The organism is Rhizobium sp. BK661, assembly GCF_024808825.1.
GTDB lineage: Bacteria > Pseudomonadota > Alphaproteobacteria > Rhizobiales > Rhizobiaceae > Rhizobium.
In genome coordinates, this window is the sequence record NZ_JANTYT010000016.1 from 34,980 (window position 1) to 56,991 (window position 22,012).

Annotated in this window: 18 protein-coding genes; 13 read left to right on the top strand and 5 right to left on the bottom strand. The window is 55.9% G+C overall.

The genetic code is table 11. The annotated features are described in order from the left end of the window. Positions 1 to 6 precede the first annotated feature (6 nt). The 7 genes from FHX16_RS24205 to FHX16_RS24235 all read left to right on the top strand — a co-directional run bounded on the left by FHX16_RS24205 (position 7) and on the right by FHX16_RS24235 (position 7,792). Positions 7 to 1,590, top strand: coding sequence for an acyl-CoA ligase (AMP-forming), exosortase A system-associated (locus FHX16_RS24205; RefSeq protein ID WP_259130780.1), 1,584 nt, complete (start codon positions 7 to 9; stop codon positions 1,588 to 1,590). Next, positions 1,587 to 2,813, top strand: a complete 1,227-nt coding sequence (locus FHX16_RS24210) for a pyridoxal-dependent decarboxylase, exosortase A system-associated (RefSeq protein WP_310503148.1) — start codon at positions 1,587 to 1,589, stop codon at positions 2,811 to 2,813. Before FHX16_RS24205 ends, FHX16_RS24210 begins: the two co-directional genes overlap by 4 nt. A gap of 37 nt (positions 2,814 to 2,850) precedes the next feature. After that, entirely contained in the window at positions 2,851 to 3,126 is a 276-nt protein-coding gene (locus tag FHX16_RS24215; protein WP_259130783.1) for an acyl carrier protein, read from the top strand. Between the two features lie 71 nt (positions 3,127 to 3,197). Continuing rightward, positions 3,198 to 4,154, top strand: a complete 957-nt coding sequence (locus FHX16_RS24220; protein WP_259130785.1) for a glycosyltransferase family 2 protein — start codon at positions 3,198 to 3,200, stop codon at positions 4,152 to 4,154. 1 nt (position 4,155) lies between these two features. Then, complete coding sequence (locus tag FHX16_RS24225) at positions 4,156 to 4,830, top strand: polysaccharide deacetylase family protein (RefSeq protein WP_259130787.1); 675 nt, start codon at positions 4,156 to 4,158, stop codon at positions 4,828 to 4,830. A gap of 66 nt (positions 4,831 to 4,896) precedes the next feature. Then, positions 4,897 to 6,102: a glycosyltransferase family 4 protein gene (locus FHX16_RS24230; RefSeq protein ID WP_259130789.1), complete on the top strand. Its 1,206-nt coding sequence runs from the start codon at positions 4,897 to 4,899 to the stop codon at positions 6,100 to 6,102. Positions 6,103 to 6,292: 190 nt separating this feature from the next. Then, positions 6,293 to 7,792, top strand: coding sequence for an O-antigen ligase (locus FHX16_RS24235; RefSeq protein WP_259130791.1), 1,500 nt, complete (start codon positions 6,293 to 6,295; stop codon positions 7,790 to 7,792). A gap of 304 nt (positions 7,793 to 8,096) precedes the next feature. On the opposite strand, the gene FHX16_RS24240 is transcribed toward FHX16_RS24235, so the two are convergent. From FHX16_RS24240 to FHX16_RS24255, 4 genes are all read right to left on the bottom strand, one after another. Beyond that, positions 8,097 to 9,620, bottom strand: a complete 1,524-nt coding sequence (locus FHX16_RS24240; protein ID WP_259130793.1) for a hypothetical protein — start codon at positions 9,618 to 9,620, stop codon at positions 8,097 to 8,099. Positions 9,621 to 10,052: 432 nt separating this feature from the next. After that, the gene (locus FHX16_RS24245) at positions 10,053 to 11,468 is read right to left on the bottom strand and encodes a hypothetical protein (protein ID WP_259130795.1); all 1,416 of its coding nucleotides are present in this window, start codon (positions 11,466 to 11,468) and stop codon (positions 10,053 to 10,055) included. 32 nt (positions 11,469 to 11,500) lie between these two features. Further along, positions 11,501 to 12,403, bottom strand: coding sequence for a glycosyltransferase family 2 protein (locus FHX16_RS24250; protein WP_259130797.1), 903 nt, complete (start codon positions 12,401 to 12,403; stop codon positions 11,501 to 11,503). A gap of 452 nt (positions 12,404 to 12,855) precedes the next feature. Further along, complete coding sequence (locus FHX16_RS24255) at positions 12,856 to 14,097, bottom strand: glycosyltransferase family 4 protein (RefSeq protein WP_259130799.1); 1,242 nt, start codon at positions 14,095 to 14,097, stop codon at positions 12,856 to 12,858. A gap of 325 nt (positions 14,098 to 14,422) precedes the next feature. Between FHX16_RS24255 and FHX16_RS24260 the strand changes: the two genes are divergently transcribed. Genes FHX16_RS24260 through FHX16_RS24285 form a run of 6 tightly spaced genes read left to right on the top strand, consistent with a single transcriptional unit; the run spans position 14,423 to position 19,921 of the window. Continuing rightward, positions 14,423 to 14,929: an acyltransferase gene (locus FHX16_RS24260; protein WP_259130801.1), complete on the top strand. Its 507-nt coding sequence runs from the start codon at positions 14,423 to 14,425 to the stop codon at positions 14,927 to 14,929. Further along, the gene (locus FHX16_RS24265) at positions 14,926 to 15,963 is read left to right on the top strand and encodes a Gfo/Idh/MocA family protein (protein ID WP_259130803.1); all 1,038 of its coding nucleotides are present in this window, start codon (positions 14,926 to 14,928) and stop codon (positions 15,961 to 15,963) included. Before FHX16_RS24260 ends, FHX16_RS24265 begins: the two co-directional genes overlap by 4 nt. After that, a complete protein-coding gene (locus FHX16_RS24270) occupies positions 15,960 to 17,066 on the top strand; it encodes a DegT/DnrJ/EryC1/StrS aminotransferase family protein (RefSeq protein ID WP_259130804.1) in 1,107 nt (368 codons plus the stop codon). The genes FHX16_RS24265 and FHX16_RS24270 overlap by 4 nt, the downstream gene beginning before the upstream one ends. Continuing rightward, positions 17,056 to 17,766: a DapH/DapD/GlmU-related protein gene (locus FHX16_RS24275; protein WP_259130805.1), complete on the top strand. Its 711-nt coding sequence runs from the start codon at positions 17,056 to 17,058 to the stop codon at positions 17,764 to 17,766. The genes FHX16_RS24270 and FHX16_RS24275 overlap by 11 nt, the downstream gene beginning before the upstream one ends. Before the next feature lie 2 nt (positions 17,767 to 17,768). Further along, a complete protein-coding gene (locus FHX16_RS24280) occupies positions 17,769 to 18,743 on the top strand; it encodes an NAD-dependent epimerase/dehydratase family protein (RefSeq protein ID WP_259130807.1) in 975 nt (324 codons plus the stop codon). Continuing rightward, positions 18,740 to 19,921, top strand: coding sequence for a DegT/DnrJ/EryC1/StrS aminotransferase family protein (locus FHX16_RS24285; protein WP_259130809.1), 1,182 nt, complete (start codon positions 18,740 to 18,742; stop codon positions 19,919 to 19,921). Before FHX16_RS24280 ends, FHX16_RS24285 begins: the two co-directional genes overlap by 4 nt. Before the next feature lie 572 nt (positions 19,922 to 20,493). On the opposite strand, the gene FHX16_RS24290 is transcribed toward FHX16_RS24285, so the two are convergent. Then, entirely contained in the window at positions 20,494 to 21,999 is a 1,506-nt protein-coding gene (locus FHX16_RS24290) for an O-antigen translocase (protein WP_259130811.1), read from the bottom strand. Between the last annotated feature and the right edge of the window lie 13 nt (positions 22,000 to 22,012).

A 22,012-nucleotide genomic window follows, 5' to 3' on the forward strand; every position in this document is an offset into this window, starting at 1 on the left:
AATTCAATGCAGCCGCCGATCAAGATAAATATCTCCGATTTGCTTCGCAACGGGGCAGCGTTGTTCGGCGACTCTCCTGCGCTGACATACAAAAGCATTACCAATAGCTATATTGGACTATGGAAAAGCACGTGCGGTTTTGCTTCAGCCCTTGGTGCATTGGACAGCAGTCCGGGCGACCGAGTGGCGGTTTTCCTCGATAAACGGGTGGAAACGATAGTCTCGATATTCGGTGTGGCAGCGGCACGTTGCGTGACGGTACCAATTAACCCCATACTGAGAGCACAACAGGTCGCCTACATACTGGCGGACTGCGATGTCCGGGTGTTGGTCACATCAACAGATCGCTTGGCTCAACTCCAGGATCACCTCGCCGACATTCCATCGTTGAAACATGTCGTTCTTGTCGACTGGCCGGGATCGGAGATTGAGGATGATAGTCGGTTTCCGGCCATCCATTCGTGGGTCGAAGTGGTTCCAGTGGAAGCTGACGAACCTCCCTCGGCAGGCGTCGACTGTGATGTTGCGGCGATCCTCTACACCTCCGGAAGCACGGGAAAGCCAAAGGGGGTGGTGCTCAGTCATCGCAACATGATCGTTGGCGCTGAGAGCGTTAGTCACTATCTCGGAAACGGTCCGCATGACACGATCCTGTCGGTCCTGCCGCTGAGTTTCGACGCGGGCTTCAGCCAGTTGACGACGGCGTTCAATTCCGGTGCCCATGTCGTACTTATGAACTACCTTCTGCCGCTTGACGTTGTGCGACTGTGCGAGAAGCACAAGGTGACCGGGATTACCGGCGTTCCACCTTTTTGGATTCAGGTCGCGGGCCTCAACTGGCCATCCGAAGTCGGCGCGCGAATGCGCTACTTTGCGAATACCGGCGGGAGGATGCCCAAGTCGACACTTGACCGACTGCGTTCTTCCTTTCCCGATGCACTTCCATATCTGATGTATGGACTAACGGAGGCTTTCCGATCCACCTATCTCGATCCATCTGAAATCGATCGTCGGCCGGACTCGATTGGAAAGGCGATTCCCAACGCAGAAGTCCTGGTTGTGCGGCCGGACGGGACACTCTGTGGTCCCGACGAACCCGGGGAGTTGGTCCACCGAGGTCCGCTTGTAGCGCTGGGCTATTGGAACGATCCCGCTCGCACTAGCGAGCGCTTTCGGCCGTGGCCAGGAACCGGCGCCACGTGGCGGCAACCAGAATTGGCTGTGTTTTCCGGAGACACGGTGGTCAGGGACGAAGACGGGTTCCTGTATTTCGTCGGCCGGCGCGACGAAATGATCAAGACGTCTGGGTATCGAGTCAGCCCAACCGAGATCGAGGAAGTGGCCTATGCCACGGGTCTGGCGCGCGACGCCGTTGCCATGGGAATAGATGACAAATCTCTCGGGCAGCGAATCGTCCTTATTGCGAGTCCGGTTGCCGAAACGCTGGACGTTGGCGCATTGCTGACAGCATTCAGACATCGATTGCCGCAATACATGGTGCCGTCAAAGGTAATCGAGATGGCGTCAATTCCCACCAACGCAAACGGCAAGTTCGACCGCGTACTCTTGAGGGAGCAATTAGGGCAGTGAGCGCACATCCTTCCATAGACATGTTCGACGTTGCTGAAGACTGCTTGGCTGTCGGCGGAGTCCGCCTGGACCGTCTCGCCGACCGTGTTGGAACGACACCCTTCTTCGCCTACGACCGTCGATTAATAACTGCGAGAGTGGCCTATATCCGCTCGGTTCTGCCGAAGGACGTCAAGCTCAGCTATGCCATCAAGGCGAACCCGATGCCGGCAGTAGTCCAGCACCTAGCGGGCCTTGTAGATTCATTGGATGTCGCTTCCGCTTTCGAAATGAAAACCGCACTGGATACGGTGGTACCTTCCTCCAGCATCAGTTTTGCCGGACCCGGCAAGACATCGACTGAGTTGGCGCAGGCTGTCGCTGCTGGCGTGACGATCGAGATGGAATCGGAGTCAGAGGCTTTGCGCATTATCGAAGCTGGCAATCGACTTGGTATTCGACCAAGGGTCGCCTTGCGAGTAAACCCGAATTTTCAGGTCAAGGGCTCGGGAATGAAGATGGGTGGCGGACCGCAGCAATTCGGCGTTGATGCCGAAGAGGTGCCGTCGCTGCTTGAAAAGCTGGCAAGCGCAGACCTGGATTTCCTCGGATTTCACGTATTCGCGGGCTCACAAAATCTCCACTCGGATATTCTCTGCGAAGCTCTGTCTCGGAACGTCGAACTGCTGCTGGATCTTTCGGGAAAGTATGGTCACTCCGTTCGCTACCTAAATCTCGGTGGAGGGTTCGGGATCCCGTACTTTGAAAAGGACTGTTCTCTCGATCTCGTTCCCGTAGGGACAAGGCTTGCTGAGCTGGTTGAAAACAAAATCCGCCCTGTATTGCTCGGTGCCAAAATTGTCATCGAGCTCGGCCGATACCTTGTCGGCGAGGCTGGGGTCTATGTCACAAGAGTGGTTGACCGCAAGGTTTCCCGAGGGCGGGTCTATCTAGTCGTTGACGGGGGGCTGCATCATCAACTGGCTGCATCAGGAAATTTTGGGCAGGTAATTCGTAGGAACTATCCCATCGTCATCGGCAACAAAATGAACAGTATCGAGCGGGAGGTCGTTTCGGTTGTCGGGTGCCTTTGCACCCCGCTGGATCTACTCGGGGACAATGTCTCTTTGCCGCCCGCAGACATAGGGGATCTCGTCGTTGTCTTCCAAGCCGGCGCTTATGGCTTGACGGCAAGTCCGACCGCATTTCTGGGGCATCCCATGCCGCCGGAGGTGCTCATTTGATCCGTCGTGAACAGCATTCGCAATCACTGGAGGCATCATGAATTCGTCAACACTCGAGTCCGTAAAGGATGTTATCGCCGAAACCCTCGAAATCGAGGACAGGGGCCGCATCGCCGACCCATCAACCCCATTGTTTGGAAATCTGCCGGAACTTGATTCATTCGCAGTGCTCAGCTTGGCGGCCGCTCTTGAAGCTCGGTTTGGGATTAAGATCGACGACGACGATTTTAGCGCTGAACTCTTCGAATCGGTTGGGTCGATTGCTTCATTCGTCGATCTGCATCGGCCAAAGGCCGACGTCGCCGTCGCCTAATGCGTTCCGAACGCGCGGAGGGTTTCGATGAGGCGCGAGCGACTGGGCAAACCGAACTGCGGGAGGCAGACATGAAATCGTTGGCGGACAATGTCCTCTACCCCTTTGGCCCTATTGCAGCCGCGAGCGTCGCCGTCGTCATCGTAACGTTCAACAGTGCCGATGCCTTGCCGGCGCTCCTGGATTCTCTTGTCGACGGCCTAGAGGGCGTGGATCGGTTTGAAGTCATTGTCGTCGATAACGATTCCAAAGACGGATCCGCAGAGATTGCTCAGCAGCATCCCCTGCGCCCAACAGTTATCCAAACGGGTCGAAACGCAGGCTACGCGGCGGCGATCAATATTGCTTCCCGCAAAGCAAACGTTGGTGCTCATCTTCTTATCTTAAACCCTGACCTTCGGCTCTATCCAGGCGCAGTCAAGCCGCTGGTCGAGGAGGTGGCAACATCGAAAGCGGGAGTGGTCGTTCCGCTGAATTATAAGGAGGATGGATCCATCGATCCCACTTTGAGACGCGAGCCCTCGATCATCACAGCTTGGGCGGATTCAATTTTAGGCGGCAAGCTGGCTGCACGCCTGGGGCTTGGCGAGATCGTTGGCGAGGTTGGCCAGTATGATCGCCGCCGTTCTGTCCAATGGGCGACAGGATCAGCGCTGCTAGTATCGTCAGAGGTCCGCAAAATTGTCGGCGCGTGGGACGAATCGTTTTTTCTCTACAGCGAAGAGGTGGATTACCAACGAAGAATCCGCGAGGCGGGATATGATATTGTCTATGAGCCAAGATCGAAGGTGGTGCATGCATGTGGGGGAAGCGGCACGGGACCCAGACTGTTCGCGTTGCTGACGGCCAACAGAATTCGTTACTACCGCCGTCACCACGGGGCACTGCGAACATCAGTTTTCAAACTGGGGGTGGCCATTGGACACGCGGCGCGGTCGTGGCGGGGAGCGTCGCATCGTGCAGCGTTGGTAAGCGCATTGGTTCCGATCCGGTCAGTTGCTGCATTTTTGGAAAGCACGCGGGGCTAGGATGGCGAGAGTTGGTGAGTACCGCATCGTTAATTTCCACGGGATTGGAACGCCGATGCGCGAGCTTGAGCCGGGCGAAGCCGACTATTGGATAAGTCGGGATCGCTTCGTGACGATTCTTGATCGGATTGCTTCTCATCCCGCACGCGAAAGAATATTGATCACGTTCGATGATGGAAATGCCTCTGATCTCGAGATTGCGGCACCCGAACTCCGCCAACGCGGCCTTTACGCGGAGTTCTTTGTCTTGACCGGCCGTATTGGGAAGGAGGGTTCTCTTTCCGCTGACGATATTCGTACGCTTTTTGCTTTGGACATGCGCATAGGCAGCCACGGCGTTGGCCATCGCGACTGGACGCGATTGACGACCAACGATCTAGTTCATGAACTGGAATCGTCAAAAGCTCACCTGGAACAAATATGTGGTTGCCCAGTCAATGCGGCTTCAATGCCGTTTGGCTGGTATAATAGCGCTGTTCTGCAGCAGATACGAAGTGCGGGATACAGGGCAGCGTACTCAAGCGGAGGAGGGAGCGCAAAAGTTGACGGGTTTCTCAAGCCTAGAAACTCGATCCGATCAGAGACCGCCGACCGTTGGCTGGACGATGTTCTGTCGGGACAGATCCCTTTCTGGAGAAAGATTCGTAGCGCAGCGCGGACGAAGCTTCGGGTGTAGGTATCGGCCCATCAGGGTTTGGAAAAGTCTTCGCCGAAGAGCGTTGATAGGGAGGGATAGACTGAGATGGCAAAGTTGCTCCTGGTGGCACCCACATGCAACGGTGAAGATGTTGGCGAGGCGTGGGTCGCATTTCAGTGGGCTCGGCGGCTCGGAGAACGCCACGATGTTACGTTGCTGACCTATCACAAGAAAGGCGCGACACCTGCCGCTCGGCAACTTAGCAACGTTGAGATCGTGGAATGGAGTGAGCCCCCGGTCCTTGGTCGGGCGGAGCGATTGAACAGCATCATGAAGCCTGGCTACATTCCGTTTTATTACCGTGCGCGACGTTGGATACGGCAAGCACTTACCGCTGGCATGAGGTTTGACATTGTGCATCAGCCCGTCCCAGTCGCGATGCGGTACCCATCGCCAGCGGCAAGTCTCGGTTTGCCGCTCGTCATCGGTCCAGTTGGAGGCGGCCTCAATACTCCTCCCGGGTTTGCAGGGGAGGATGCTTCCTCCCCTTGGTACACTCGGTTACGAAATTTGGATCGCCACCGTCTTCGTTGGGACCCACTTCTACGACGAACCTATGGAAGTGCCGACTGCGTCCTGGGTATAGCGGGATACGTTGAAGAACACTTGTCGGCAGTTCCAGTAAGACGATTCGAAGTCATGAGTGAGACCGGTATCGATGTGATGCCTCCGCCTCTGACGAGATCGGCTAACGCGGGTCCGCTGAAGCTCCTGTACGCGGGACGACTAATCCGGACGAAGGGCGCGCGGGATATCATCAAAGCAATGGCGCTATTGCGTGATCTACCTATCGAGCTTGCCATCGTCGGAGATGGTCCTGACCGTGGCGCATGTGAAGCGTTGATTGCGTCTCTTGGTCTTTCCGATCGGATTTCCCTCTACGGATGGCGCCCAAAAGACGAGCTTCCCGGATTCTACCGACAAGCGGACGTGTTTGTTTTTCCGAGCTACCGCGAACCGGGTGGAAACGTTGCACTCGAAGCAATGAGTTTCTCACTGCCGCTTGTCGTCGTTGATCGCGGCGGACCCGGTAGTGCGACGTCAGATCTCTGTGCAATCAAGCTTGGAATTTCCACGCCGGACGCGCTGGCCGCCGACATTGCCGGCGCCATACGAATGCTTTCTGTGGACCCAGACTTGCGCGCGCGTATGGGCGCTGCGTCGTACGCACATGCGAGGCAAACTGCTTTATGGTCCGCCAAACTCGACCGCATGGACGCAATTTATGCCGATCTCATGAACAAGCATTGAGTAAGAGGTGCATAGCAATGCGCGGGCTGAAGACACGGCGAACTGGTCGAAATTAACTCGTATTAGTCAATTTGGACGACGCAAATATCAGAAGTACTAGTCGCGCCTGGAGGCGATTGTGTCTACTATTTCGGGAGAGGTCGTTGATTGATTTTCAACGCTGTTGAGCGTGAGTGAGTCCGGGCAGAAGATGATTAGCAACAACCAAAGGCCCCGCTCAAGACTGACAACTCTACGCACCACGGCAATTGATCAAAGCGCGCTGCATCCAGTCAATCGCGTCGCCACGACCCGGAAATCAACCTCCGCTAAAGCAGACCAAACGCGATTGGGTTGGCCGGTCAAGGTATTCCTTGTGGGCCTACTGATACCATGGGTACTTCCAATCGGGCCGCTCAATCTTTCTGTCTATCGGATCATCCTCCTCATCGCGCTCGTGCCGTGCATCATCAAGTGGTCGCAGGGGAAAGCGGGAAAAAAAAGAGTGGCCGATTTTGGCCTGATGGCTTTTTGCTTGTGGGCAGCGATTTCTTTCGTCGTCGTGCAGGGGATCGACAAGTCCATTGAGCCCTCGGGCAGCCTTTTCATGGAAACGATCGGTTCGTACTACTTGGCGCGGGTTTGCATTCGCAATGCTGACGACTTCCGCAATATGGTGGTGTTTGTCGCCAAACTCATCATAGGCCTCTTGCCATTCACCGTTTATGAATGGGTGACGGGGACTAACTTGCTGCTTCTTGCTTTTGGAACAGTATTCCGAACCGAGGCGATAACATGGATGGCGCCCCGGATGGGCTTTTCGCGCGTCCAGGGACCATTCAACCATTCGATACTGTTCGGTACTTTCTGTGGAAGCATGCTAGCGTTGACATGCCTAACGACGAACGGAAAGGTGTCGGGTATTTCGCGCGCCGTGTTGACAGGTTTGGTGGGATTCTCCGCGTTCCTGTCGATGTCTTCCGCACCGCTCGCAGGGGTGGTTGTCCAGATTGCTTTAATGCTGTGGAACAAGGTTCTTGGCGGCTTCACTGCTCGCTGGAAGCTGCTTTGGGCCGTCGCATTTGTTGGTTATCTCATAGTTGAGCTTGGTTCAAATCAGACGCCGGCGCAGTTCTATATTTCGCATTTCACGTTTGATCAGCAGACGGGATGGTACCGGCTTTGGATCTGGGAATACGGGTCTGCATCGGTTGCCAATCATCCAATTTTTGGAATTGGGCTGGGGGATTGGGCGCGGCCACTATGGATGCCAGGAGACAGCGTTGACAACTTTTGGCTTTTGATGGCTATGCGGCATGGCCTGCCAGGCTTCCTGTTTATGGTGCTGTCCCTGCTTTCTATCTGGCTCTCTGTCGCAAGGAAAACCGATATCGATCCTGATAATGATCTTTGCAGGACGTCCTATCTCATCTGCATGGTCGCGTTTGTTTTCGTTGGCTCAACCGTACATTTCTGGGTGGCCGCATACGCCTGGTTTTTCTTCCTCGTCGGCTCAGGTGTGTGGATTCTCGATTGCCACCGCCAGCGACAAGAACTTCCTAATCAATGTCCTCAGGCCGCGGGCCGGCTATCGACTTGTGGAGAGCCAAGAATCGGCAATGAGGCAGTAGTTCGCCGGGGGCCTTTATTTGACTTGGCGCCAAATAACGGGCTCCCGCGTTGTCGGTCGAGAGGCGGCGGCTATCACTGATGGCGAACGCGGCCGCCACACGGGATCATGGCTGACAGAGGGCCACGACACTCTCGAAATTGATGGTTGAACGCGGTCACGCGGATTTGTGGCACGTGGAGGTAAGGACCTACCTCGAGGGGTGTGGATTCGTCGCGCTGCAGGTCTGGATGGGGGTGATGCGGATCGACATGCGAGTCCGTTTTCCGAGTCTAGGCCGTTCTGACGCTCATCCCGTTGAATAGCCTCATGCGCGTCCACAGCACGAATTTCGAAAGCCCTATGCGAACCACTCGAGCTGGCGTTGCGATGGACGCCGCAGAGATCATGCCCCGCTCTTTTCGGCGGTCCCCGATCTCCAGGCACCGACGATCTGCATCACTTTCCTTGAAGCTCGTTTCGGATGTCGGATTGCTTCCTTGGCCGGCCGTAGCATATCTTTGTAGTTCCCGTATTTGTTTATTGGAACCTCCGATACTTCTTTCCACAGTGCTTCGATGGCCTGGAAATATATGTCGCCTTTGCGTCGCACGTCCGGCGGAAGGGACAGCATGTCCACATAGTTTGCTCTCGATATCATGGGGTGAATTTCGAGTTGCTTTGGCTTTACGTACGAATCGCAAAATCCCCACGAACTCATCCGCAATTCAAGATAGGCGAGGTCAAGAATGAAAAAGGCGTCAAAATGGGCAAGGGGAGCAAGCCACTTATCAACCGCGGTTGCCACCTCGGCGGTCCGTGACAACTTCAACCTTGCCACCAGACCCCTGGCGTCAATGACTGTGTCAGGTTTGGCATTTAGCCAGAGGAAGCCTCGGCCCACTTCTCCTCCCAGACCGCCTACAAAGGGTCGTCCCTCGAGCGGCCTGACACTGGGATGCATCTTGACGTTGTTGCCACCAACGCAATGACCAGCCCTGAACCGCCAGAGATCCGCCTCCCCTTCGGTTGCCTCGCGATACGGCAACACTTGATGCCGCAAACTGAACTGGCGCGCCAAGCGCTTAGCACAGGCGACGTCCAGATCTGCTGTCGGCGCCGCCACGGTCACAAAGGTCAGGTTCGCAAGCATGTGCCTGGAACATGCCAGCAAAAGGCGCGAGTCATTGCCTGCAGTCAGTGCCACACTCGTACTTCCACTACTTGCTAGGATCTCTATTGTCTTAGAAATGCGGTCGCAGATTCTGGCGCAGGTTGACGCTGGATTGGGCGAGACCTCGATCGTGGCGACCGGCCAATGGCGCCTTGCTGTCCAGCTATCTAAATCCAGGTAGTGATTGCAAAGAAGACGATCGATACGCTCGTGTGCTGTGAGGCCAGCCGTGAACCAACCCGCATCCTCTACATCGAGGGTTTTGTAAAGTTCTCCTCTAAAACGCTTCCTGTATTCGACGGCGTCGAGCAGTACAGAAGCGGTCGCGCCGGCAACTCTTGCCTCTGGATCATACACCACAGAGAGTGTGCCGTTGGCATCAAGGTAGATGCGTCTCGATCCGAGAGCGCTGAGGACAAACAAAAAGCTCCCGGCCAATCGATAGATTTTTTCCTCAACAAAATCATCGAGGTCTTGGATGTCATCCAGCCTACAATCGACACTGTACTGCTTGTCGACAATAACGCCTCGATCAAGGTCGATGGGAATACCAAGAAGCAAGCCGATGGATTGGTTGTCGGCATCCACCACCGGCACAACAGTCGTTGCGGGAGCCAAGTTCAGAAAGAGTGTGCCGAGTTGGCGTTGCTGCCAGCCGTGCGGGCACGGCTTGGCGACAGTCGAAATGACGAACTGGCCATCAAAGTTATCTGGTCCTGGCAAGAACATGTCTTTTTCCTCGGAGAAGAGACCCAATTAATGCGGATCCAGCCGCATTCCTGGGCGAGCGTTCAAAGTTTACCCGATAGTGTTGATGAACGTAAACGCATGCGGGTTCATCTATTTGGATGAAATCGCGAGTAGGCAGAGGACTATACCTCTAAGAGGCTGCCCTCGCGTGTTTTAGAAGCGTGACGCCAACAGGACAGCTATATCCGGGATGAGCCCGCATCTGGCCGCAATCAGATGACCTTGGAGCACGTTCGTTGAACACGGAATTCGAATTTTGGTAACAGGCGTTGTTTGCCGGGATCGCTCCTCCGAGCAACGAGTATCGATATCGCGTGCTCCAAGCCGTGCTCTTGTGATTTCTGCAGTCGGTTTGTCAGGCCCGTTCGGGAGCGTTGCGGTTTGGCAATGCGATTTCGACTACGAGTGACTAGATCGCCTACTCGCGGCAGGGCGCCCCTAGTTGGCGGGCGGAACGGTCGTGCCGTCGTCCCACAGGTTGTTTTGCCAGAGGCTGCCTTCAGCCTTGGAATCGAACGAGGTGACTGGTCCATATATGCCGCACTTGCCCATGCCGCGCCGGAAAATGTTATCGGTGAATACGATGTGATGCGCGTTCGGGTAAGGCTTTCCGGTGGTGGAGCCGCCATAAACGCAATAGGAGCTGGCAGCATTGCCCGTGCGTCCCTCGCGGGATTCGATAAGGTTGTCGATGAAGGTATTGTTGTTTACCGTGCCGAAGTCGCCGTAGCCGGAGATTGCGGCAGAGCAGCCCGATCCTTCGCCACCACTGGGGTTGGGGTAAGCGATGGCGTCACAGGAAATAGTGTTGTGCACGAACGTGCCATGTGAGTCCTGCCGGATGCCGGACTCATGATCGATGCCGCGCTTGTCACCGTACTGGCCGTGTATATAGGAGTCACGGATCTCGCAGCTGGTGTTGCAGTTCACCGAACGAGAGCCACCTGACACCTCGACGCGGAGGAGTTTGAACCTGGCCTCACCAACCACTGTTGCTGTGGAGTTGGGCCCACGAACTTCGGAGTCTGTCAGGCTGTAGGAGCCATTCAGATAGCAACAGTCCGAGTACACCGTGCCGTTGATGATGGAGTTTGTGATGGCGATGTTAGGGCCGAGGAGTCGGAGTTGGTCGCAGGTGATTATCTTGCGGTCGATCGTCACGTCTGCCGCGGTAATAGTGCAGGATCCGGTATAGGGAGTAAGGCTCGACTTGAGCTCGTCAGGGACACCCGTGTTGGTCTCGTTCGGGAAGCTACGTTCGAGAACCACGATGCCGCCCGTCGCTGAAGGCCCAGAGGTCGGGGTAGGAATGTTGTCTGCCAACTGTCCCTGTGACACGGGTATGCGGCCAGTGGGCGTCAGTCTGCCGACGTCGAGGGGCAAATCGGGGAGTGCGTCCCGATCCAGTCGCAAGAAGTCCATCTGTGTCGCGTTGACGTCAGCGATAACGACCGGATCAGTATTGTTGTGTACGACGGCCTGTCCATAGTGTGTTGTTGCGTCACCGCTAGCTTTGAGCTCGGTAAACGCTGGCCAGTTGGTGAACTGTGGCCCGAAAAAAGTTAGCGTCGCAGCGTTGCCCGACCATGAGCCTCTCGACCACGGCGGTCCGTAGGGTCCCGCGCGATTAATGTAGTTGCCTTCGAACCCGTCGTGGTCCAAAGAACCGGGCGTGCACCTGGCCCCGCCGTCATCGCATACAGAGAGCCAGTTTCCGTCAAGGATAGCTCCGGAGCTGCCATAGTTGCTTGGCCCAGGATGAAAACTGATTGTAGCATTCCCGCCTGACGGGACTGCATCGGCGTTCGTGGCGAATATCAATGCCGACACTATGAAAGCTGCAAGTTTCTTCATCGGCCTCTCCGTCGCGACCGCCTGCAAGATCGTCACGCTCCCGCTCGGCTTGGTCGCCAGGAGCTGAAATGCATAGCCCTCTTGACCATTGGCGGTACGAGGAGCCTGATATTCGGCGGATTATCCAAGAAACTTGCGACAAGAAACTTTCTCGCAGTGGATTTTTTCCCAAGCTTTAGGAAGTATCTACTTGCCCCGATCATCAGCAGTGATCGTTGAACCTTCAATTTTTTAAGGATGGTTCTGTTCTTCCTTAGTATGCGTAGGTATCCAATCAGCTCTCTGCGATCATTCATGGATATGCTGTCAGCTGAGATAAAGCCAAGTACGACCGGTTCAATGTCCTCGTAAATGGTTGTGTGCTGAGCCAGCCGAATTGCGAATTCCCAATCCTCATTGGCACTCGCGCACTCATCAAACCACTCCGTTCCGGGGAAGCAACCCTTACGGAACAGCGCGTTTTGGACGCTGATCCGGTTCTCCGTCAAAAGTCGGACCAGCTGGTTCTCATCAGTCCGAAGCGGTCTTTGTGGTGGTGGCGCCTGCAACATGCGAGTGGGGCTATAGTAAACAATTTTTGCTCCCGTCACGACCCGGACGTGCTCGGGTTGTGACGTGAGAAGTTGGAGCTGTCGTTCGAGTTTGTTTGGCAGCCAAATATCGTCGCTGTCTTGAAAGGCTATGTAATCACCTGTGGCATGAGTAAGGCCCGTATTGCGCGCAGCACCTGCACCGCCGTTTTGTGTTCGCCTTACGTACCTGACGCGAGTATCCCCTACTCCCAGCACCAGGCTCTCAATATCCTCGGACGAGGCATCATCAACGACTATCAACTCCAGGTCCTTGTGTGATTGGGTAAGGACACTATTCATCGCAGCGACTAAACTGTGACTTCTATTGTAGGTTGGAAGTATCACCGAGACAATGTTTGGCATAAAGGCTCCTGTGCGCAAGTCGGCATTCGCAACCATCGTAATCTTCTTTGGCCGGCAATGTAATTTGCCCAATAGGTGGTAGCCGTTCTGTCCTTCCAAAGAAATAGGGCCGAAATCGCACGTCCGGAACTCGGCAGGCCCCGCAACGAAGATGGGGCCCGGCAAGGGGCAAACTGACGGCGTACGCATGGACCACGCTCGCTCCAACCCCGAGAGATGTATCGAGATGTGCGATGGAAGGCAGGCCGACTGGATATTGGGGACTACGGTCGAGCTTCGTACCAGCGGCAGAGGCTCAATGCCGAGGTGTTCGAAGGCTTCCGAGGATACGGCAGCCGCTAGCCGACGTCCACTCCATATCGTGCTGCAGTCACGCTCACGAGGCAGGGATCATGGGTCTCCGTTGACGACAACACCTGTCGCTTGTGATTTTCGACCCCGGTCATCAAACATCAAAAGGCTGGAGGCCATTCACCGGATCGTGCTGCTGATAGAATTGTCTTTTGCAGGTTTCGATTCCGACGCTTTTGGAAAGGGTTGTGATTGGCGATTTCCACCGACGCTGCCAAGCCAGCTGCCCGGACTGCTTCGCTGATCCGAGCTGCGGGTGAGGCACTGAGAACGGCCTTGTACACATCCAATTGAAAATCGACAGCTCGGTGTAATGCAAAACGCTTACTCACGAATTCTCTGCCAAATTGACCAAGTTCATTGCGTCGGTCTGGGTTGTGAATAAGGGGCGCGATTTGTCCCACCAATCGACTCGGGCCAGACGCACTATCCGCCAGTCCGTAGAAGCCTTGTCTCAAGAAGAGCTCGCAGCTAGTCTGGTCGAACAGTTCAGAGAAAGCTTGCTCACCTTGAACGATGAGCGGGCGCCCGATTGCCAACGCTCGCAGCGCTGAACTTCCCATGGCAATTACAAGATCGGCTGCCGCATATGCGCTACGCGGATCGGGGTCAGCGCCAATTAGCGCAACCACTTCTCGCCCGTGGCGCCCATTTACGTCATCCGCACGACATTGTAGCGCACCACGGGCCGGGCCATCTCCGACCAGAATAAGTTTCACAGGGTGTGAGCTTGCAAGCTGGTCCACAGCGTCAATGCCTCTGACTAGTGCATCCAACTTAAGATCGAGTGCCAGACGTGAGACGCTTACGATCAAGAACTCTTCGTTCCCTACGCCGTGCGCGGACCGAAACTCTCTTCCACTGATTTGCGGATTGTCACGTTCCACGTCGATTGGCGGCTCGAGCACCCAGACCTTTGCCCGGTGACGCTTACGCGCTTCTTCGCCGAGGTCTGCCGTTCCCATTATCAACGGAACCGATGCCGGAATGTGTGGCATGACCTGCATGCTCAAGACCGTGCAGAGAAGCGGAACACGCAAAGCCAAAGCTGCGCCAAAATAGGAATCGAGACACGGCGGCCATTCGTAAGCATGGATGAGATCAAGACGCTCTCTCCGGGATATTGCCGCAATTTGCGCAATTCGCGACGGCGCAGGTCGGTATTTAAGGTCGTGAGCTGGCAGGAAGCGAAGCCCCCTTTCCTCTATGTAATCAACGAGAGGGCCGGGAACGCCATAAACGATGACCTCGTGGCCCCGTTCGGCAACTCCAGCAGCAAGATCAATTGCATTTATCTGGCTGCCGCCGAGCGTCAAATCGTGCGGATATACAAGTATACGCAATACATCCCTCCATTAGGGCACTTTCGACAGATTTTTTTGGTCACTTATTTGAGCAGTATAATTTCTGCGTGCCAAAGTAACATCAATACCAACTTTCGATAATTATTTTCGGAAAATATGTATTTAAATTACAGCAACATGGTCCTGCGAGATGTGTTTCATCTACGACTTTCGGTTATACTAAATACCGATTTTTGCTCGCTTTACCGCGGGAACGCAAAGTTGTCTTTTTGTACAGGCCGACCAGTGACGCAACGGCAAAGGCATTTTCCGGCTCACTGATGCTCCTACGTTTATGTTTTGTCTAATAGGGGACCTTAACGACATGATCGCACCGAGCGTTACCTTGGGTGACGGCGTCGTTATTCATCATCCGGATCTCGTCAATTTGTATGGCTGCTCGATCGGACGCGGTTCACGCATCGGAACCTTCGTCGAGATCCAGAAGAATGCAACAATCGCGGAGAACTGCAAAATCTCCAGCCACTCCTTCATTTGCGAAGGCGTGACCATCGAGGACGGGGTCTTCGTTGGTCACGGCGTGATGTTCACCAACGATCTGCATCCACGCGCAGTGAACGTCGATGGTTCCCTCCAATCCGATGCGGACTGGTCGGTGGTGCCGACGCTTGTCAAGCGTTACGCCTCGATCGGTAGCAACGCGACTATCGTTGCCGGCATAACAATTGGTGAGGGTGCGCAGATCGGCGCAGGCGCCGTCGTTACCAAGGATGTGCCTGCCTACGCAATTGTTGCTGGAGTGCCAGCGAAAATCATCGGTCGCGCAAAAGATGCGCCAGTCGAAGTCATTTCATCCGGGAGAGCAAGATGATTGGGGTTGCCGTTGTCGGTTACGGGTATTGGGGACCGAACCTGGTTCGAAATCTTGCAGAGACACCCGGCGCGAAGCTTATCTGGGTGTGCGATCTCAAAAAAGATCGCCTCGCCGGCGTCCAGCTGCGCTACCCAACGGTCCAGATCACAGAGGATTTCGACGAGGTGTTGCGCGACCCCCGGGTTGACGCGATCGCGATCGCGACACCCGTTTCGGCCCATTATATGCTGGCGATGAAAGCTTTGATGGCCGGCAAGCACGTGTTTGTCGAAAAACCCATGGCATCCAATTCCGAAGAAGCGCGCAGGATGGTGGATGAAGCTGCGCGTCGCCGGTTAATTCTTGCGGTAGACCACACCTTTATTCATACGGGTGCAGTTCGCAAGATGCGTGAAATCATCGAGAACGGTCTCGGAGACATTTATTACTATGACTCGGTACGCGTGAATCTCGGCCTTTTCCAGCATGATGTCAGCGTCATCTGGGACCTCGCTGTTCACGACCTGTCGATCATGGACTACGTCCTGCCTGAAAAACCGGTGGCGGTCTCAGCGACGGGAATGGGACATGTTGCAGGCGAGCCTGAGAACATTGCCTACCTGACGCTCTTCTTCGAGAGCAAGCTAATCGCGCATATCCATGTCAACTGGTTGGCGCCGGTCAAAGTGCGTCGCACGCTGATCGGGGGCAGTAGCAAGATGATCGTCTATGACGACCTGGAGCCGAGCGAGAAGATCAAGGTCTACGACAAGGGCATCACTCTCAACGGTAACCCGCAGACTGATGGTGAAAAGGTCTATGACATGCGCGTCGGATATCGGACCGGCGACATGTATGCGCCCCAACTCGATATGACAGAGGCGCTCGGCCGTGAACTCAAGCAGTTTGTGGACTGCGTTGTCACCAACACCCAACCAATCGCGGATGGCCACGCAGGACTTCGGGTTGTCCGCATCCTCGAGGCCGCCACACAGTCGCTCGCTCAACGTGGGCGCGTTATCGAGCTCGAACAGGCGAGGCTAATTGCATGATTCCGCTTCTCGATCTACAGGCCCAGTACGCATCGATCAAGGATGAGGTTGAACCCGCCGTGCTGCGTGTTCTCGCATCGGGTCACTACGTTCTCGGCGTGGAAGTCGCTCGTTTCGAAGAGGAATTCGCGACCTATTGCGATGCCAGTCATGCCATCGCTGTGAACACCGGTACAAGCGCATTGCATCTCGCGCTGCTAGCCGCTGACGTTGGTTCAGGAGACGAAGTCATCACCGTCGCCTTCACATTCGTCGCGACGGCGTCCGCAGTCTGCTACACCGGCGCTCGTCCGGTCTTTGTAGACGTCGATCCAGTCACACTCACCATGGACCCGGCCAAGCTGGAAGCCGCGATTACCTCGAGAACGAAAGCTATCATGCCTGTCCATCTTTATGGACAGATGGCCGACATGGACGCAATCAAGGAGATTGCTGACAGATACGGAATTCCTGTCATTGAGGACGCGTGCCAGGCTCACGGCGCCGAATACAAGGGACGGCGCGCCGGAAGCATCGGTGCCGCGGGCTGCTTCAGTTTTTACCCAGGCAAGAACCTCGGGGCCTGTGGCGAAGGGGGCATCGTCGTCACCAACAACGACGAGCATGCCAGGAAAATCAGAATGTTGAGGGACTGGGGCCAGGAACAGCGATATCATCACGCCCTTAAGGGCTTCAATTATCGCATGGATGAAATACAGGGAGCGATACTTCGCATTAAGCTCCGCCATCTCGAGGCATGGACAGAAGCACGCCGTGTGCGCGCCGAGCATTACTCCGCTCTTCTGGCCCAATCGCGGTCGGTGCGGACCCCAATTGCGGCAATCGACCGTCGTCACGTGTACCACGTTTACGCCGTACGCACCGGTGATCGCGAGCACCTTCAACAAACACTCCGGTCAGAGGGCATCCATTCGGGCCTTCACTATCCGATCCCGGTGCACCTGCAGAAAGCCCATCTGGACCTTGGGTATCAGCCGGGAGACCTTCCCGTATCGGAAGCTGCAGCCCGCGAAGTCCTTTCGTTGCCAATCTACCCGGAGCTGACATTGAAGCAGGTCGAACGAATTGCTGCCGTCGTGGAGCAGGATGCCTATGTCAGTTGATTCCATCACCGGTGCGCGCCTTGTCCTTGCCGTTCACGGCCGTCAGAAAACGGCATCGGATCCCGACTATGTCGTCCAATTGGCCGAGGAACTGAAGGAGTCCTATGGTAGGGCAGGGCTTGTGGAGCTCTACGCGCGCTTTGCCACTGGTGACGGTTTTGTTGACAGTTTCATGCGCAGGGCAATCTGGAAGAGCCTTGCGCGCGAATGCGGCAGCGGTTTGCAAGTCGGAAGTGGTGCCGGTTTCAAGCATCCCGAAACCTTCGAAATTGGTGACGGCGTGTTTATTGGCGCACAGGCCTACATCCAGGGACGCTTTGACGGCACTTGCCGGATCGGCAACAACGTCTGGATCGGGCCCCAAGCCTACTTCGATGCGCGTGATCTCGTCCTTGAAGATCACGTCGGATGGGGACCCGGCGCGAAGGTACTCGGCTCAAGCCATACGGCGACACCGGTCGACATGCCGATCATTCGGACCGATCTCGAGATAAAGCCGGTCCGTGTCGGCGCATGGGCAGACATCGGCACGAATGCGACCATTCTTCCCGGCGTGACCATCGGCAAGGGTGCGATTGTTGGCGCGGGCGCGGTCGTTGTCGATGATGTCGCTCCCTTTTCTGTGGTTGCCGGTGTTCCCGCGAAATTTCTCCGCTGGCGAGCGGAACAGGATTCGAGCGAAACAAATTCGGAGTGTTGAGTATGAAAGACAAGAGAATACTGATCACCGGCGGCGCGGGTCTTATCGGCTCGCACATTGCAGATCTCGTCGCTCGCGAGGAGCCGCGGGAAATCCTGATCCTGGACAATTTCGTTCGCGGCCGGCGTGAAAATCTCGCTGATGCCATCGCGATGGCTCCTGTAACCATAGTCGAGGGTGACATCAGGGACCGGGCGCTTCTCAAAGAGGTCAGCCAGGGCATCGACGTTGTCTTTCACCAGGCAGCGATCCGGATTACGCAGTGCGCGGAGGAGCCCAGGCTAGCATTCGACGTCCTTGCAGGCGGGACATTTGACGTGCTCGAGGCAGCGGTGCAGGCAAGCGTTTCGAAAGTCGTCGCGGCCTCATCCGCCTCTGTGCTCGGGCTGGCGGACTCTTTCCCCACCACCGAGACACATCACCCCTATAACAACAGGACGATCTACGGGGCTGCTAAGGCCTTTAACGAAGGGCTGCTGCGCAGCTTTACGGACATGTATGGCCTTCGCTACGTCGCGCTCCGCTACTTCAACGTCTACGGTCCGCGAATGGACGTCTACGGCGCCTATACCGAAGTCCTCATCCGTTGGATGGAACGCATTGCCGGCGGTTTGCCGCCGATCATTCTCGGCGATGGTACACAGACCATGGATTTCGTGCATGTGCATGACATCGCACGGGCCAACCTCCTTGCCGCAAAGTCCGACGTAAGCGACGAGGTGTTCAACGTGGCGAGTGGCACGGAGACGAGCCTTCGAGATCTTGCGGCTCTGCTGACCAAGGTCATGGGCTCGTCCCTGGAACCGCATTTCGGGCCGGCGCGCAAGGTCAACGCTGTGCCGCGGCGTCTGGCTTCCACCGAGAAGGCGGAGACCATGCTCGGCTTCCGATCTGAGGTGACCATGGAAGAGGGCCTGCGGGATCTCGTTGAATGGTGGCGCCAGGAGAAAACCCTGACTGCAGGAGAAGCTGCATGAGCCAGATCCCGGTTGCCAAGCCTGTCCTGGACGAGCAGGAGGTTGAAGCTGTCCGCCGTGTCATTCTGTCGGGGTGGGTAACGCAAGGCCCAGAAGTGGCAGCGTTCGAGCAGGAGTTCGCAGATTATGTTGGCGCGCAACACGCATGCGCGGTTTCCAATTGTACGACGGCACTCCATCTTGCCCTGAGGGCTGTCGGTGTTGAGGCCGATGACGAAGTCATCACCGTCAGCCACACATTCATCGCCACTGCGAATGCAATCCGCTACTGTGGCGCTATGCCTGTCTTTGTCGATATCGAAAAGGACGGCTATAATATCGATCCGGATCTTATCGAGGCTGCCATAACGCCTCGTACAAGAGCCATAATCTGCGTCCACCAGCTTGGAATGCCCTGCGACCTACATCGCATCGTTGGCATTGCATCCCGGCATGGAATCCCTGTGATCGAGGACGCCGCTTGCGCAACAGGCAGTGAGATTCTCTGGAAGGGACGCTGGGAAAAGATTGGGAAGCCGCACGGCGACATTGCCTGTTTTTCCTTCCATCCCCGAAAGGTCGTGACCACGGGCGATGGCGGCATGCTGACGACCGCCAACCCGGACTACGACCGGAGATTCCGTCTGTGGCGTCAGCATGGGATGAGTGTCACCGACGCGGTACGGCACGGGTCCAGACAGGTTATCTTCGAATCCTACCCTGAGTTGGGGTACAACTACCGGATGACTGATATGCAGGCAGCGGTCGGTCGCGAACAACTCAAACGCCTTCCGGGCATCGTCGCGCGACGGCGCGAAATTGCGCGCCAGTATACCGAACAACTTCGCTCAACAGCCAATGTCATGCCGCCAGTTGAACCAGCCTGGGCGCGGAGCAACTGGCAGAGCTTCTGCGTCAGTCTGCCAACATATCTCGATCAGCGGGATATCATGCAGGAATTGCTTGATCGGGGAATATCGACGAGGCGTGGGATCATGAACGTCCATCTGGAGGAATCTTATGTCGAGCCCGGGCTGTCTCGCACTGCCGCGAGCCTGAACGAGAGCGTCGCAGCGCAGGAACATTCCATCATACTTCCCCTGTACGCGCAGATGACGGACATCGAATTGACGTCTGTCGTTGATGCCATCAACGCGTCGTTTTATTCGTTCCAGATGGTGGTGGAACGGGCAGGTTGATCCGCCGGCCCTCTCTCACAAGAGAATAGGGAGGCATTGGTCGCAGCTGCGAGCTTTGCACATGCCTCCACGAAATGGTGCGTAGGGGACTTATAAAGTCCCTTGCGCACCCGGCGTGCCAATTCCTGCAATCTCATGCGCGGCAAGCAACGAGCGCCAGAAACCTCTTCGATAGACTGAACACGACATCGATCGACAAATATTGCAGACACCTCGCCGCGAGCTTCAAGAAGTGGTGGGATCGGTGTTGCGACAAGCCTATTGTTGTCGAATTCCAGCGGCCGGAATGACGTCACAGCGACGGGAGACCCAGAAATTTCTTCAAATCCTTCCAAGGGCTATCTGGGAAGGCAGTGTCGTGACTCGTTGCGCTGTCTAGGTTGCGTGGGATGAGCAGAACCTGCATTCAGGCGAGGTGTTCGTGCGTTTACTGCTGCGGCAGGATTCGCAGTGTTTATATAATTTCCCTCCGTGCCATGGCGATAGCTCCACGTATGCTAGGTTTTTGCCGCCTGGCACCGTCAACAGACACCAAGCGCCTGTCGCCGCCGGTACCAGAGGAGTGTGGCGCACTAGCCGCCACGAGGAACGAGGAGCGGGCGGATCATTCTCGGAAACATGTGTTCTGGCAGCAGGCTGGCAAGTGTCCTCAGGGAGAAGAAGCCCACAACAGTCGTGATGGCCAGCCCGACGGCTGTCGCCTCCCATAGCGGCAGAAGCTGAAAAGCCCCGAAAACCATTGCCGAGATAGGAAGATAGGCAAGTATAAGCTTACGATTGGCGGGTGACCAGCGGAAGTCGGTATACCGTCGCGCGACGTAATAGACCAGACCGGTGTGCCAGACATAAAGGCAGAAGAACGCGAGGCCAGCTCCCGAAGGTCCCAGTATTGGCACGCACAGCCATGCGATGCCCACGTGGACAACGGTAGCAGCAACTTCCGACCAGAAAAATATCGCTTTAGCACCTTTCGCCAGGATGATGAATCCAATCGGCCAAGCGACTATTCGAAGCATCATTCCGAGACAGATCCAACGAAGAATGTCGACCGCACCCCTAAATTCGGAGGAATAGAACAATGCCATCACCGCCGGGGCAAGGGTCAGTGTTGCGATGAGACCTGGGCCGGCCAACATGATGCTGATTTCAGTTTGTTCGTTGACGAGGCGGTTACACTCAACGTTATCACCGGAGACCGCAGTCAGCCGGGGGTAGAAGTCCGTTCCCATCGCCTGCAAGATGAAGCCTGCGTAAAGACCCCCCAGAGACCATGCCGCCTGATACAGGCCGGCTGCGTGCAAGCCGTCCTGTGATGCCACGATCAAACGGATTGCATAAGCGCTGCCCATTGTCAGGAAACCGCTTGCCATGAATACGATACCCAACTTGAATAATGCGGCTGTTTCCTGGAACGCCCGTCGCGCCGTAAGAGAAATGCTCGGGATATCGATCCGACGGCTGAACCACCAGGATGCGACAAAGCTTGCGCATGCCCCTGCCGCCACCGAAACCGCAATGCCTGACGTTCCGAGAAAATAGACAAGTGGCACTCCGACCACAAGGCTGAAGAACCCCCCAAGAACGCTCATCCAGGCGAGGCCGGGGATGTCACGCGTCCCCTGCATCAGGGCGGTGCGGCCTCCTGCTGCGACCTGGAAAAAGATGGCGAGCGAAAGGATCATGACACCGGCGGCGTGTTGTCTGTCCCCAAAGGTCAATTGTGCCACAAGCCCGGAGAATGGGAGCAGCAACGCTGCTCCTAGAATCCCGAGAAGTAGCGAGACGCGTCTCAAAACTGTTACGACCTCTGCAACTCGGCGAGTATCTTGCGCATTGACAGCGGCGATCTGGCGCACGCCGCTTGCATTGATCCCCATTCCCGCAACGGTCTGGGACATGTCCAAGATCGAGTTATAGAGTGCCATCAAACCGATGCCTTCAGGCCCAAGGAGCAATGCCATCGCCTTGTTGCGAAGGATCGAGAAGACCACGTTTATGACGGACGACCCGCCAATGAGGATGGTTGATCTGATAATCTGGATGTAACTTCTGTTACCGTCACCATCAGGGAGGGTCATAAGCGTTCGTCCA